This window comes from Flavobacterium tructae (assembly GCF_002217475.1).
Taxonomy (GTDB): domain Bacteria; phylum Bacteroidota; class Bacteroidia; order Flavobacteriales; family Flavobacteriaceae; genus Flavobacterium; species Flavobacterium tructae.
Window position 1 is genome coordinate 1 of sequence record NZ_MUHH01000036.1, and the last position, 14,074, is coordinate 14,074.

The 14,074-nt window shown below is 36.1% G+C and carries 11 protein-coding genes; 2 read left to right on the forward strand and 9 right to left on the reverse strand.

The window, feature by feature from the left end; all coding sequences use genetic code 11:
* Positions 1-22: 22 nt before the first annotated feature.
* Together B0A80_RS16245 and B0A80_RS16250 are read right to left on the reverse strand one after the other, a co-directional pair.
* Entirely contained in the window at positions 23-2,281 is a 2,259-nt protein-coding gene (locus tag B0A80_RS16245; RefSeq protein WP_089077959.1) for an acyl-CoA dehydrogenase family protein, read from the reverse strand.
* Between the two features lie 664 nt (positions 2,282-2,945).
* Positions 2,946-3,863, reverse strand: a complete 918-nt coding sequence (locus B0A80_RS16250; protein WP_089077960.1) for an EamA family transporter — start codon at positions 3,861-3,863, stop codon at positions 2,946-2,948.
* Between the two features lie 105 nt (positions 3,864-3,968).
* On the opposite strand from B0A80_RS16250, the gene B0A80_RS16255 reads away from it, so the two are divergent.
* A complete protein-coding gene (locus B0A80_RS16255) occupies positions 3,969-5,387 on the forward strand; it encodes an aminotransferase-like domain-containing protein (RefSeq protein ID WP_017497066.1) in 1,419 nt (472 codons plus the stop codon).
* 194 nt (positions 5,388-5,581) lie between these two features.
* Here the strand turns inward: B0A80_RS16255 and B0A80_RS16260 are convergent, their stop codons facing one another.
* The 5 genes from B0A80_RS16260 to aspA form a co-directional block, all read right to left on the reverse strand.
* Positions 5,582-6,529, reverse strand: coding sequence for a bestrophin family protein (locus B0A80_RS16260; protein ID WP_017497067.1), 948 nt, complete (start codon positions 6,527-6,529; stop codon positions 5,582-5,584).
* Between the two features lie 47 nt (positions 6,530-6,576).
* Complete coding sequence (locus B0A80_RS16265) at positions 6,577-7,299, reverse strand: adenine nucleotide alpha hydrolase family protein (protein WP_017497068.1); 723 nt, start codon at positions 7,297-7,299, stop codon at positions 6,577-6,579.
* Positions 7,300-7,376: 77 nt separating this feature from the next.
* Positions 7,377-8,780 (reverse strand): sensor histidine kinase, encoded by a 1,404-nt coding sequence (locus tag B0A80_RS16270; RefSeq protein WP_017497069.1) that lies wholly within the window; start codon positions 8,778-8,780, stop codon positions 7,377-7,379.
* 1 nt (position 8,781) lies between these two features.
* The gene (locus tag B0A80_RS16275; RefSeq protein WP_017497070.1) at positions 8,782-9,456 is read right to left on the reverse strand and encodes a response regulator transcription factor; all 675 of its coding nucleotides are present in this window, start codon (positions 9,454-9,456) and stop codon (positions 8,782-8,784) included.
* Between the two features lie 159 nt (positions 9,457-9,615).
* Positions 9,616-11,025, reverse strand: coding sequence for an aspartate ammonia-lyase (gene aspA / locus B0A80_RS16280; protein ID WP_017497071.1), 1,410 nt, complete (start codon positions 11,023-11,025; stop codon positions 9,616-9,618).
* A gap of 335 nt (positions 11,026-11,360) precedes the next feature.
* Here aspA and B0A80_RS16285 point away from each other — a divergent pair, with 335 nt between their 5' ends.
* The gene (locus B0A80_RS16285; RefSeq protein WP_089077961.1) at positions 11,361-11,939 is read left to right on the forward strand and encodes a pentapeptide repeat-containing protein; all 579 of its coding nucleotides are present in this window, start codon (positions 11,361-11,363) and stop codon (positions 11,937-11,939) included.
* Positions 11,940-12,510: 571 nt separating this feature from the next.
* Here B0A80_RS16285 and B0A80_RS16290 read toward each other — a convergent pair.
* Together B0A80_RS16290 and B0A80_RS16295 are read right to left on the reverse strand one after the other, a co-directional pair.
* A complete protein-coding gene (locus B0A80_RS16290) occupies positions 12,511-13,008 on the reverse strand; it encodes a GNAT family N-acetyltransferase (RefSeq protein WP_089077962.1) in 498 nt (165 codons plus the stop codon).
* Positions 13,009-13,030: 22 nt separating this feature from the next.
* On the reverse strand, positions 13,031-14,071 hold the full coding sequence (locus B0A80_RS16295) for a GMP reductase (RefSeq protein ID WP_089077963.1): 1,041 nt from the start codon (positions 14,069-14,071) through the stop codon (positions 13,031-13,033).
* Between the last annotated feature and the right edge of the window lie 3 nt (positions 14,072-14,074).

Here is a 14,074-nt window from a genome sequence, read left to right on the forward strand (position 1 = left end):
TTACTCTTTACTCTTTACTCTACTAAACCGCAATTGGTGCAGACAGACAGCTCTCCGGAATATCAAAAGCATCCACCAGGGCCACAACATCCGGTCGGATATCCCAGCAAAGCTGATTGACTATTTTACGAATTGCCTTAGTTTTGATGGCTTCCATATAACCGTCTTCGAGATACCAGGCTTTATTTTTTTCTAATTGTGAAAGTGCGTACAATTGATTGAGTTTAATGAGTATTTCTTTGGTCTTAACATCTTCTATTGCCTGAATTGCCAGTTGAAACTGCTCCAGTAGCACTCTGTCCAGATAAGCCTGAGCCACGTCGATCATTTGGTGCTGCACGACATTAAAAGCGTCGTAAGGTTCTAAACCTCCATCAACCAATTTTTTGATGCGTCGTGCTGCCGAAGCTAAAATTGTTTTCTCTCTGTGAACAAATGCCTGTAAATGAAAATCCCCATCCAGCAAATGTTCGTCATCCGTTTTTCTGGTTGCTATTGGGTTTTTCTCGGTAAGTGCCGTTTTTGCATTTTCATACACATAATTGATAATCCCTAACGAGCCCATTTCTCCGAAAGATTTTCTGAATTCTGAGAGCCTGTTTTTCGCTACCAACTGCATCAAAACAGTATTATCACCTTCAAAAGTGGTATAAATTTCGGTATCATTTTTCAAAGCATCGATTCGGTTCTCAGATAAATATCCCTTTCCACCACAGGCTTCGCGGCATTCCTGCAGTATATCTCTTGTACTCCAGGTCGAATAGGATTTCATTCCTGCGGCCAATGCTTCAATTTCCTGCATTTCATCTTCAGTTCTGTTTAAAAACCGATTAGTGAGGTACTGCAGCGCAAAATGTACAGCATATGTTTTTGCCAATGGCGGAATCAATCGACGCTGGTGCATTCTGTAGTTCAGAATCGGAACTTCTGATCCGCCTTCAGGTCCAAACTGTCGACGTTGATCACTGTAGCGAATAGCAATTGTCAGTCCGGATTTGGCTGCCGCCAACGCTGAACGGGGAATCCCTATGCGACCGCCTACCAAAGTCCCTAACATCGTAAAAAAACGTCTGTTGTCACTCGGAATCGGACTTTCAAATTCCCCTTTGTCATTTACAGAGGCGAAACGATCCAACATATTTTCTTTCGGAATCACTACCTGATCGAAACTAATGGTTCCGTTATCTACTCCATTCAAACCCATCTTATGTCCGCAATCTCCAATCGTAATTCCTTTTAGTACGGTTCCGTTGGCATCTCTTAATGGAACAACAAATGCATTTACGCCATAATCATGATCGTCAATGATTAATTTTGCGAAAACGGTCGCCATCTGACCGTGAACGGCTGCATTTCCGATATATTCTTTTTGAGCATTTTTATTTGGCGTATGAATGATAAAAGTCTGATCTGCATGATTATAAGTTGCTGTCGTTTCCAGCCCTTTTACATTAGAACCATGATGTGTTTCGGTCATGGCAAAACAGCCCGGAATTTTTAATGTTCCAATGTCTCTTAAATATTTAGCATAATGTTTTTCTGTTCCTAACGATTGAACACTCATGCCCCAAAGTCCGAACTGAACGCCAAATTTGATTACCAAACTCAGGTCATGATAACTTAAGGTTTCCATAATCGCAAAATAATCGGCTATGTTTTCTCCTCCTCCATATTGTTTTGGGTAGGCCATATTGCCGAGATTTTCTTCGGCGAGAAGCTTACACCAATTATAAACCGTCTGACGATACACCTTAATATCTGTCGAAGTTTCGTATGCAAATTCAGGTCTTGAAATAATTGCTTTTACTCTATTGATTATCCCGGCTTCTTTACCATTTAAAAGAGCTGTAATTTTTTGAACATCAAATTCACTGTTCGTCTGAGAATTTGATGTAAAGGAACTCGCTTTCGTTTTAAAATTCTGAAGCGCTTCTTCCCCTAAAATTCCAAGATCATTTTCCAGTTGGATAAAATTTGATTTTAAGGTCGAAATGTCCAGATCCTTTTCTGAAAGTGCCACGGCAATATCAAAAATCGATCTAATATCTTCTTTATTTTCAATGCTTTTCTCTATATCCAATTTCCATTGTGCCAGTTCATTTCGTCCCGGCGGATTTGAAATATCAACTCTGGAAATCAATTGTTGTTTTTCTTCGGGCGAAAGCCAGGTAAGGTCATTGATAAATTTCTGAATGGTAACAAACTCTTTCTGAGTCAGTAAATCATCGGACCACACTAAATAAAACAACGGAATAAAGGCCTGGAGCTTGGTATTTTTCATAGGAATATTGTTTTTTAGGTGTCGAAACATCGGTTTTTTAGCGAATTATGCCGCTTAGATCTCTTTTATGTGTTTACCCTTTATGTGATATAAAAAAGTAAAAATGAAAATACTCATTCCTGCTTACATACCTTGTTAAGATTGTGGTAATTTTAGCTTCGTTCCGGAAAATAACAATACAAAATACGAGAATTGTTTCTCTTTGGAATTAGGCTTTTGCCCTTTCAGGGCGCAAACGATCATTTCTAATTATTCATAGTGCTTCGCACTATGCTATGGCTAAAGCTCTTTCAGAGCAAGTATTTTCGAATGCTCACTCCCTAAAGGTTAATCAATTCACATTTGAGTATAAGTGTCCTCGATGAATAAAAGAACTGAAGACTTAATAACTTCAGCATAATACAACGTACTATGATCTAAATTAAGAAAGAGCACAAATATCTCAAATGAGTAAAAGGGCTGAAAGCCCAATAGCACAAGCATAGTGCAACGCACTATAAGCTAAATTGAAAGAAAGTATTGCCCTGAAAGGGCAAAAGCAGACAAAGAAAAGTGCACATTCTAAAAAAAAACAGGAATGAAAAATATTCATTCCTGTTTACACATCCGATAAGATTCTGATACTTTAGATTTTAAACCAATAAAAAACATAAAGCATTTCAAATTACTTGAGAACCTTTGGATATTGCGTTATTTTTTGCTTAATGGCGAAAATATGATGTGAATTAAAAACCAATACAGCCAGAAAAACAATGCTATAAGCCACAATTTGTATGGATCCTATTGGCTCATGATACCAAAAGAGAGCCAATAGAAATGCAATCATTGGGTTGATATTTAAAAGCATACCGACTGTTGATGAGTTGATTCCGGAAAGTGCATATAAATTGAGAAACAACGGGAATATGGTAAACAGAATCGCAATAGTTTCAATACAGAAATAAAATTTAAATTCTGTTGGAATCGGTCCGCTGTAAGCCGGATAAAAGGGTAATAAAAATAAGGCTGCCAATGTAATATGAAAGGTGAGCACAATAAATTTATCGAATCCTTTGTTGATTCTTTGACTTACTAAATACGAAGCATAAGTAGAACCAATGACAATACTAAAAACCATATCCATAATATTGGCATAGGATAAAAGCAAACAACCGGAAACACTTAGCCCTACAGCCATCCATTGTGTTTTGCTTAATTTTTCATTCAGAATAAAGTACGCCAGTAAGGTGGTCAAAATTGGACACACTAAGTAGGCCAAAGAAGTTGCTTTTACACTAACATGATTCATTACATAAATAAAAGTAAACCAGTTGGCCATTAAAAAAACACTTCCTCCAATATTCAACAAAAGTGATCTGCGTCTTTCCAAAGCTGGTAATGCTTTAAAGGTAGCGATGGTTTCTTTGATTCTTTTTCTTTTAAAAGTAAAGGCAATCAATAACATGAGAATGCTGCAGCTGAAAACACGATAGAATAAAATATCTAAAGAAGGATATTCGTGAATGGGCTTTAATGCCAAGCTAAAAAATCCCCAGATGACGAAACAGGTAATGGCCGCTATATAATATTTTGTTGTTTTCACAAGTTATTCTTTTTAGGTTCGTTATTGAATAAAGCAAATTTCTAAAAAATAAAACAGCAATACAGATACAGTTTTTGTAAATTGCACCATAACAGTTTCTTTTTTATGAAAAATTCCAACTACTTGTATCTGCAATTTGCAGACCGAATTGAAAAGCAAATAAAATCGGGTGTTTTAAATGTTGGCGATAAGCTGCCCTCGATACGTGAAGTCTGTGCCGAAACGGGTTACAGCATGAGCACTGTAAGCAAAGCCTATTATGAAATTGAAAGCAGGTCACTTATAGAATCCAGGCCTCAATCCGGTTATTATGTAACTAACATTTCGGCCAGAACCATTCCTGAGCCTTCGCCCAGCAGTCCTGTTTTAAAATGTGTGAACATTGACCGGGAAGATTTAATTGATCAGGTTTACAAAAACATGACAGATCCGAGTATTACGATGCTTTCTTTGGGCTTTCCCTCGAACGAATTGCTGCCTATTGCCAAATTAAATAAGGGAATGATTCAGGCCATGCGGCAGCTTCCTAATAGCGGTACAAGTTATGAGCAGGTACAGGGTAATCTTAATCTAAGAAAAGAAATTGCAAGATGGTCCTTTACCTGGGGAGGTTCTTTAACAGAAAGAGACATTATCACCATGCCGGGCTGTACGAGTGCCATATCACATTGTTTGATGACACTAACCAAACCGGGAGATACTATTATTACCGAAAGTCCTGCTTATTTTGGCATCCTGCAGTTGGCCAAATCTCTGGGTTTGTATATTATGGAACTGCCTACCAATATGACTACGGGAATAGAACTGGATGCCCTGAAAAAAGCACTTTCTACTAAAAAAGTAAAACTCTGTTTGCTGATGAGTAACTTCAGTAATCCTTCTGGAAGTATGATGCCAGTTGAACATAAAAAGGAAGTGGTGCGATTAATGGAATTTTACAACGTTCCATTAATTGAAGACGATATTCACGGTGATTTGTACTTTGGCTCGAGTCGTCCAACCAATTGCAAAACCTATGACGAAAGTGGCATTGTACTTTGCTGCAGTTCGGTTTCAAAAACTTTGGCACCGGGATATCGTGTGGGCTGGGTTTCTCCGGGGAAATTCAAAAAAGAGATTTTACGCAACAAAATCTATCACACCCTCTCCACTCCTACCATCACGCATCAGGTGGTTGGCGACTTTCTGAAAAATGGCCGCTATGAAAATCATCTTCGAAAAATACGACAGATATTGAATCACAACTGTACGAACTATATCAATACGGTTTTAGAGTCATTTCCGAAAGGAACCAAGGTAAGTCAGCCACAGGGAGGTTTTTTTCTTTGGATTGAACTTGATAAGAATATAGATACGGCTGCTTTTTATCAATTAGCAATGCAGCATAAAATTAGTTTTGCTCCGGGAAGAATCTTTACTTTTCAAAATCAGTTTTCAAATTGCATGCGATTGAGTTTTGGACTTCCGTGGACCAATGAATTAAGATCCTCTATTCAAACTCTGGGAAAATTGATTGATCAATAAAACCAAGTCGCAGTTTGCAGTCACATTTCACATCTCATATTTTACACCCATTTTTTTTCTCGCAGATCCCGCAGATTATGCAGATTTTTTTTTCTTACATCCAATGGGTTAAAATACATAAAAAAAACTGGACAGCCGCATTAACAAAGCGCTGTCCAGTTAACAAATTGAGAAACCAAAATCAATTCACATAATTATAAAACAAAATAAGCGTTGTTTTCCGCTTTCTTTAAATCGGGTTGAAGATCGAATTCTTTGATGATGTCAAACTCGCTTTGATACTCGTTTAACATTTGCATCAGATTCTTTTCGATAGTATTCGAAATTGCGGTTACAGGTGTATCTGTAGGTCTGTTTTCGAATGGATCCTGTAAATGAATTGCCATTTTTTCAATTAAGAAGAACGTTCCACCGATAATTGTAATTAACGGAACAGCAAACCAGCTCAATAAACTGATCAATCCAAAAGGCAATAACAAAATAAACAAACACAGCGTCATTCTGATGTACATGCTGTAAGTGGTTGGAAAGATGGTATTTTTAATACGCTCACATTTTCCCATTGCATCACATAATCTTGACAAAGTATTGTCTATTTCAACCTGCTGATAAGCATTTAATCGTTTATCCTTTTTAGCAATTCTAAGATCTCTACCATGAAGCAATAATATCGCATTTGGGATATTCTGATGGTTTTTGACAAAATTCAGTTCTTCTTCGCTAATCAAATCTTTGATCGGTTTTATCGCATCTTTATTACGCAGGGCCTGTCCTAGGCTGTAACACCATGCAATTTGTCTTTTGGTGAAGTTCTCCTTGAATTCATTCGCTTCAACAGAAAACCCCGGATCTTTATAAAAAGTAAGCATTTGTCGCACCAAAGTTCTGGACTCATTTACAATTGATCCCCAAATAATGCGTGCTTCCCACCATCTGTCATAAGCCTGATTGGATTTAAAAGCCAGTAATAAGGATATAATTGTACCTACCATGGTAGGAATTGCGATTGGTATTTCAATCGCTACATTGATAAAATAATGATGAAAAATTTCAAATAAAATGGTGTAAGTCATTACAAGTGCCAATTCCACCTTAATTTTCCCGAGAACGTACCTCATTGGAATTCTTTTCTTTAATAACATATCTTTCCGTTTAAATTAAACTTCTATTTTTTTTGAAGAAATTGGCTTTACACCAATTCTTCGTAGAGCGAAAGCACCGGGAGACCCGTTTTATCGTTTATGCTCTCTTTTTTATTTTTCTTGAATTGTATTTTCTCTCCTTTGCGGGTTTCTACTAACAAATCGATATCGTATTTTGAAATCGCTTCTGATAAATAAGGAGCAAAATTTTCGTAGTTGTCTTCAAAACTGGAAGTCTGACTTACAATTTCAAATGAAAAATTGTTGTTCAAAAATTGCTGAACGTCTTTTACATGCATGTTGGCACGGCCGTTTTCGATATAAAGTGCTTTATTGAAGTCTTCTTTGTACTGCTCTGAACCTAAATGCAGAATTGGACATTTTTGATTTCCGGCTAATTGAACCAAATATTGGTGAATTCGTTTTGTTTCCTGCTTATACGAATTGGTAAGAACTACCAGTTTTATAGCAAAAACATCAATAATACGTTTAAAAATCGGAGACGAAAGTCCGTATTGATTGTGAACTTTTATTTTACAATTGGGTGTGTGTTCAATAATGTATCGGCAAGTGTCCAGCACTTCTTCCTGACTTGCAGTAAGTCCGGTGCGCATTTCACGTAAAAAATTAGAGGATGAAAAAGCATCAGGAGTTTCTGACACCATCATAAGAATAATTTCGCAATCTGAATCTTTTGCCTGACCAACAGCTGATTTTACAGCACAAATTGTATCGTCTTTTAAAGTAGTAGGTATAAGGAAATTTTTCATAAGTATACTCTTTTAGTTTATACTTACAAAGTAACTCCCGTCAAATTAGAAGGGTCTTAATATGAAATTAGAATTTTCTAAGATTCAACATTAGAAGTCTTAATGTTGCTTTTCTTCGAACTTGTTTTATTGAAAACAATGGTTACAATGGTGCCTTTGTTTTGCTCTGACTGCACCTGAATCTCTCCGTCGTGCATGCGAATGATTTTGGAAGCCAATGGAAGTCCTAAACCGTATCCTATATATTTAGTTGCAATTTTACCTCTAAAGAAAGGTTCGTATAAATGCGGAATGTCTTCCGGTGGAATCCCGATCCCGATATCGTTGATAGCGACCTTTATCCAGTCCTGATTGGCTGAAAGAGTAACAAAAACCTCATTGTTATCGGAATATTTTACGCCATTGGTAATAATATTGTTAATAGCAAGCTCTAAAAGCGGTTTATTACACGGAATTAAAAGTAAATTGGAGTCTTTAGGCGCAAAGTTAAGTTTGATACTTACACGATTGTCCGGATAAATTTTATCTAAATCCGACTTTACATCCATTAATACTTCGTCGATTCTGGCAATATCCAACACCTGTTTTTTACCATCGTAACCTGTTTGTGTAAGCTTTAGCAAACTCTCTGTCAAGTTTCCTAATCGGGAAGCCTGACTGTAAATATTTTCAAGGGACTGAATGTATTCCGGAACTTCTCTTTCTTTCAAAAGCATGATTTCAGACTCCGCTATAATTGTTGTGATTGGCGTTTTTAACTCGTGTGAAGCATTATTGATAAAATTGGCTTGTATTTCGAATGAGGTTTCCAAACGATCCAGCATATCGTTGAAGGTCTCCGTAAGATCTGAGATTTCATCTGAGTTTTTAACTTCCGGCAAGCGATTGTGAAGGTTGGAAGCACTAATTCTGTTTACTTCTTTGGTAATTCTTGCCACAGGATTAATAACTCTTTTGGCCAGGAAACGTCCTAAAAAGAAGGCCAGAAATATAAAACCTATACCTCCGAACAACATGATTTTTAAAATATAGATTGTGGTAGTGGGTCCTTTTCGGTCACGAGCTCCTACAATTACAATGTATTTTTGATTATTCTCTGTAAAAACCTGTCCTAAATAATACTTGTTTTCTACCTCAAAATAGTCTTTTCCTGTTTTTAAGATATTGGTATAAAACTCATTCGGTAAATTCAGTTTTGTATTGTAATCAAAACTATTGGCACTGTTTATCTTGAGAACGAACTCTTCTTCTTCGATAAGTTCTTCCAGTCCGTTTTTTTTAAGATTACTGTAGTATTTTATTTTTTCAGGATCGTTCTGAAAATGAATAGATGCGACAATTTTAGCTCTGTCTTCAAGCCTTTTTAAGAAATGGTAACGATTATTTTCTCTGAATAGAACAAAAACAACAATACATAGAAGTAATGTACTAAAAGACGACAAGGCTACATAAGTGTATGTTATTTTTTTTCTTATATCCATTTTATGGCTGTATCACATAACCCAGACCTTTCATGGTATGGATGAGTTTGGTTTCAAAAGGTTTATCGATTTTTTTTCTTAAATAAGTAATGTATACATCGACAACATTGGTGTTCATATCAAAATTAATATCCCAGACGTTATCTAAAATCTGATCTCGGGAAACGATGCGACCGCTATTTTTAGCGAGATAGTATAATAATTTAAATTCTTTTGCGGTCAGAATAATCGATTCTCCTTCTCTCTTTACTGTCTTAGCCCGACCGTTTATTTCCAAGTCGCCAATGGTTATGGTATCTACTTTTTCGGTATCCTGATGAGCTCTCCGATGTAGTGCATTGACTCTGGCATCAAGTTCTCCAAACTTAAAAGGTTTTACCAGATAATCATCTGCTCCTGCATTAAGTCCGGTCACTATATTTTCTGACGTCCCAAGAGCGGTTAACAGTAACACCGGAACGAAATTCTTACTGGCGCGAAGTCTTCTGCAAATCTCAATTCCGTTAATATCCGGAAGCATTACATCCAAAACGACAACATCAAAATTATAATTGTGAATCATCTCCAGAGCAGTTCTGCCATCCAGAGCCACACTAACTTCATTATTGTTTTCGGCAAATCCTTTCCTCAAAATGGACAATAGATTTGGTTCGTCTTCGACTATAAGTAATTTCATCTTAGTTCAGGTATGAATAGCAAAAATAGGGATTGGCATTAAAAATATAAATCACACTCGTTATAAATTATGATTTAATTATGAACAATAGATCCGTTTCCATAAAAAAAGCCGACACTAAAAATAATGTCGGCTTTCTGTAAATAGAGAGAGTCTCTCCTATTTTGTAATGAATTTTGGGTTGATCAAATTATCCAATGAATAAATTTCGTCCCATTTTTCCTGAGTGATTAATTTTCTTTCGATCACGGCAATCTGATGTACACTTTTGTTCAATTTCAAAGCTTCACCTGCAATACTAGCACTTTCTTCATATCCTAAAATTGGGTTTAGCTGAGTCACGATTCCAATACTATTCATGACCATATTGTAACAGTGATCTTCGTTTGCAGTAATTCCAATGATACATTTATCAATTAAAGTCTGAATTGCATTTGAAAGATAATCCAATGAAGTAAACATAGCGAAAGCAATTACCGGCTCCATTACATTCAATTGCAATTGTCCCGCTTCGGCTGCCATAGTTACAGTCAAATCCTGTCCGATTACATAGAAACAAGTCTGATTTACCACTTCCGGAATTACAGGGTTTACTTTCCCTGGCATGATAGAAGATCCCGGCTGACGTGCAGGCAGATTGATTTCGTTGAATCCTGTTCTTGGTCCTGAACTCAACAATCTTAAATCGTTACAGATTTTAGAAATTTTAACCGCCGTTCTTTTCAATGTTCCCATGATTTGAACATAAGCTCCGGTATCTACAGTAGCTTCAATTAAATCAGGAGAAAGGGTTAACGGAATTCCAACTTCTTTTGCTAAGTAGTTTACACAAATTTCAGGGTATCCTTCCGGTGCGTTTACTCTTGTTCCGATAGCTGTTGCTCCCATATTGATCTCTAAAACCAAACTCTGAGCATCTCTTAATCTTCTAACATCTTCTCCAATAGTGGTAGCATAAGAGTTAAACTCCTGTCCTAAAGTCATAGGAACAGCATCCTGCAATTGTGTTCTTCCCATTTTCAGAACACTTTTAAACTCTTCACCTTTTGCAGCAAATGCTACTTCAAGGCCTTCTAAAGTTTTAATAAAACTTTCTATTTTCAGATAAAGTGCAATTCTAAAAGCTGACGGATAGGCGTCATTAGTAGACTGAGAACAGTTTACGTGATTGTTTGGGTGTAAGAAGTTATAATCTCCTTTTTTATGTCCTAAATATTCTAAACCAATATTAGCGATTACTTCATTAGCGTTCATGTTTACCGAAGTTCCGGCTCCACCCTGAATTAAATCGCTTACAAATTCCTGATCAAATTTACCGGCAATTACCTGATCACTTCCATAACAAATTGCTTCGGCAATTTTAGCGTCTAATGCGCCACAATCTTTGTTGGCCAAAGCTGCCGCTTTTTTTACATAACCTAATGCTTTGATGAATAAAGGTTCTTTTGAAATAGGAATTCCTGTGATATTAAAATTCTCTACCGCTCTGAAGGTTTGGATACCATAATATAGATGATTTGGAATGTCTAATTCCCCTAAAAAATCATGCTCTTTTCTTGTTGATCCCATATAATTTGAATTATTACGTTTTAACTTTAAAAAACAGTGTAAATCTACATCAAATTACCCTCATAGGAAAATATTTCAAATTAAATACTGCTAAGATTTTCTTAAATTTTACCTCTAAAATTAAGTACTTAACATTTTAAGAGGCAAAAAATATCAAATTCACAAAAAACGCCTCCGAACAGAGCTCCTTAACTGCATCAGGCAAAAGGTCTTAACCTTCTTTTCTACTCCATCCGAAAGTCACCGCAGGAATCGAAAATTATCTTTATTTATCGTCTGCTAGTACTCGTATAATTAGTATCTTTTCGGTCTGAAAATTATCTTTAAAAATCACCTTGAAAAAAGAATCTCAATATTTCCTTGATAAAGAATACGATACCATTATTTATGGTAAAGAGGATGTCAATTTTAAAGATTTTGAGTGCTGTGTTTTTAACAATTGTAATTTTTCTGCCTGTACCTTTTTAGCCGTTACTTTTATCGATTGTGTTTTCAACGATTGTATTTTCAGTGAAGCCAAAATTAACTATGTTGCCTTTCGAACCGCCACTTTTAATCGCTGTGAAATTAAAGACGTTAATTTTGCCATGTGCGACAAGCTGATCTTTGAAATTCATTTTTACGATTGTATTTTGGATTTTTCAAAATTTTACACTTTGAAGATTAAGGGAACTACTTTTACGAATTGCAGTTTAATTGCTGTAGATTTTATGGCTACCGACCTCACCAGCGTTCTGTTTGAGAATTGCGATTTGTACCGCTCTGAATTTGACAAAGCCATCGCCAATAAAGCCGATTTTAAAACCAGTTACAATTACACCATTGATCCTTCAAAAACTAAACTCAAAAAAGCAGTTTTTGCTTTGAATGAAGTAAAAGGATTGTTATTCAAGCATGATATTATTGTTAGTTAGATACTGAAATAACAAGAGAACATAGAAAACTCCGATCGATTTATAGAATAGTTCTTTTTCTAAATTGCATGCCGTATTTTCTTTGCGGTTAGGCTTTCGCCCTTACAGGGCTAAACTCATACTCGATATCTTTCATAGCGCTTCGCACTATGCTGATGCTGGTGCTCCTTCAGAGCTTTACTTTTTTTATGCGGTTTGATTCTAAAACTTCGACTGTAGATTATTTTTTTTAAACTATAGATCTCAAAAAAAACAGAAAAACTTCCGATTATCGAAAAAAAATCCACAGCCTTACTTAACAAGCAAACAGGCTCTTTAACAACACCTTAAGTTTTCGAATAAATCCAAAAAAAGCCAGTCAAAAAAAACTGGCTTATTGCTTTCTCTATTCTAATTCATAGGTTGTCTAACTGAAAAGAGTGTATCACTTTTAGTAATAACAGAAAGTCATAAAAAGAAATGTGTTTCACTTACACCTACTTCACGTATTTCACATCTTACATTTCACAACTTACATTTTACTTCCTTCCTCTATGTCTTATTCTAATTATATAGAACAACGGGGTCAATTTTAAAACTTCTTCTCCATTACATAATCTTCCATCAAGTAACCGTTTCCAATATCAAGATCGGATTCTCCAACAATTTCAAAACCTATCTTTTTATAAAAACCCAGAGCGGTATTAAATCGGTTCACATTTAGGGATAATGCCTGAGAATTGTGTACTGCCCCAAGTCTTTCAATTTCTTCAATCACTTTTTTACCAATTCCTTTGCCCTGAGTTTCCGGTAAAAGGTAAATTTTATGAATTTTGGTTACTGCTTTTTCTTTATAATTGTGTTCAATTCCGATAAACCCTATATTGGTCATATCATCCTCAATCATATAAAACAACTGCTCTTTTTTATCTAACTGATCAGCCAAAGCTTCTTCTGAATAAAAAAGATCCAACATATAATCTAATTGTTCTTTGGTTAAGATTTCACCGTATGTAATCGGCCATGTTATATGTACTATTTTTTGAATTTGTTTAATATCGCTAACTGTAGCTTGTGAAATTGCAATCATATTCTATTTTAAAATGCTTTTATTACTTTGTAAAAACTTGATTTTCCTGTTCACTTACCCTAATAAAGGTAGTTCTTTTGGTAAGTTCCTTTAGACGTGAAGCCCCTACATAGGTACAAGTACTTCGCAAACCTCCCAATATATCTAATATTGTATTTATGACCTCACCTTTAAAAGGCACCTGCACTGTTTTACCTTCACTTGCCCGGTACTCAGCCACTCCTCCAACATGTTTCTCCATAGCTGTTTTAGAACTCATTCCGTAAAACTGCTTGAATTTCTGTCCCTTTTTTTCAATCACTTCGCCGCCACTTTCCGTATGTCCTGCCAACATTCCGCCTAACATTACAAAATCTGATCCTGCACCAAATGCTTTTGCCACATCTCCCGGTGTCTTACAGCCGCCATCACTAATAATATGTCCGCCTAAACCGTGAGCAGCGTCAGCACACTCAATAATAGCCGAAAGCTGCGGATATCCTACACCTGTTTTTACACGGGTAGTACAAACAGAACCACCGCCAATTCCTACTTTTACTATATCAGCACCGGCCAACAGCAGTTCTTCAACCATTTCTCCCGTAACTACATTTCCGGCAATTATAACTTTGTCTGAATATTGTTTGCGGGTTTGCTTCAAAAACTGCACAAAATGTTCTGAGTAACCATTTGCAACATCGATACAAATAAATTTAAGCAATGGATTCTCTGTAATAATCCGGCTTATTTTTTCAAAATCATCTGTTCCTGTTCCCGTACTGATCGCAATATGATCATAAAAATCAGTTGTCTTATCTTTTAAAAACACCTTCCATTCTTGTGGAGAATAGTGTTTATGAATCGCTGTAAAGAGTCTTTCTTTCGCTAGAACTCTGGCCATTTCAAAAGTTCCGACCGTATCCATATTCGCCGCCATAATTGGAACTCCGGACCAGCACGAAGTACTGTGCAAAAACTTAAAATCTTGTTTTAAAGAAACTTCAGATCTGCTTTTTAGCGTTGATCTCTTTGGACGAATCATTACATCTTTAAATCCCAGTTTCAAATCAGTTTCTATTCTCATAGG

Bases quoted from the DNA above. Each gene is read 5' to 3' on its own strand.
- B0A80_RS16245 (WP_089077959.1), bottom strand. From the start codon at position 2,281: ATGAAAAATACCAAGCTCCAGGCCTTTATTCCGTTGTTTTATTTAGTG.
- B0A80_RS16255 (WP_017497066.1), top strand. From the start codon at position 3,969: ATGAAAAATTCCAACTACTTGTATCTGCAATTTGCAGACCGAATTGAA.
- B0A80_RS16260 (WP_017497067.1), bottom strand. From the start codon at position 6,529: ATGTTATTAAAGAAAAGAATTCCAATGAGGTACGTTCTCGGGAAAATT.
- B0A80_RS16265 (WP_017497068.1), bottom strand. From the start codon at position 7,299: ATGAAAAATTTCCTTATACCTACTACTTTAAAAGACGATACAATTTGT.
- B0A80_RS16270 (WP_017497069.1), bottom strand. From the start codon at position 8,780: ATGGATATAAGAAAAAAAATAACATACACTTATGTAGCCTTGTCGTCT.
- B0A80_RS16275 (WP_017497070.1), bottom strand. From the start codon at position 9,456: ATGAAATTACTTATAGTCGAAGACGAACCAAATCTATTGTCCATTTTG.
- aspA (WP_017497071.1), bottom strand. From the start codon at position 11,025: ATGGGATCAACAAGAAAAGAGCATGATTTTTTAGGGGAATTAGACATT.
- B0A80_RS16290 (WP_089077962.1), bottom strand. From the start codon at position 13,008: ATGATTGCAATTTCACAAGCTACAGTTAGCGATATTAAACAAATTCAA.
- B0A80_RS16295 (WP_089077963.1), bottom strand. From the start codon at position 14,071: ATGAGAATAGAAACTGATTTGAAACTGGGATTTAAAGATGTAATGATT.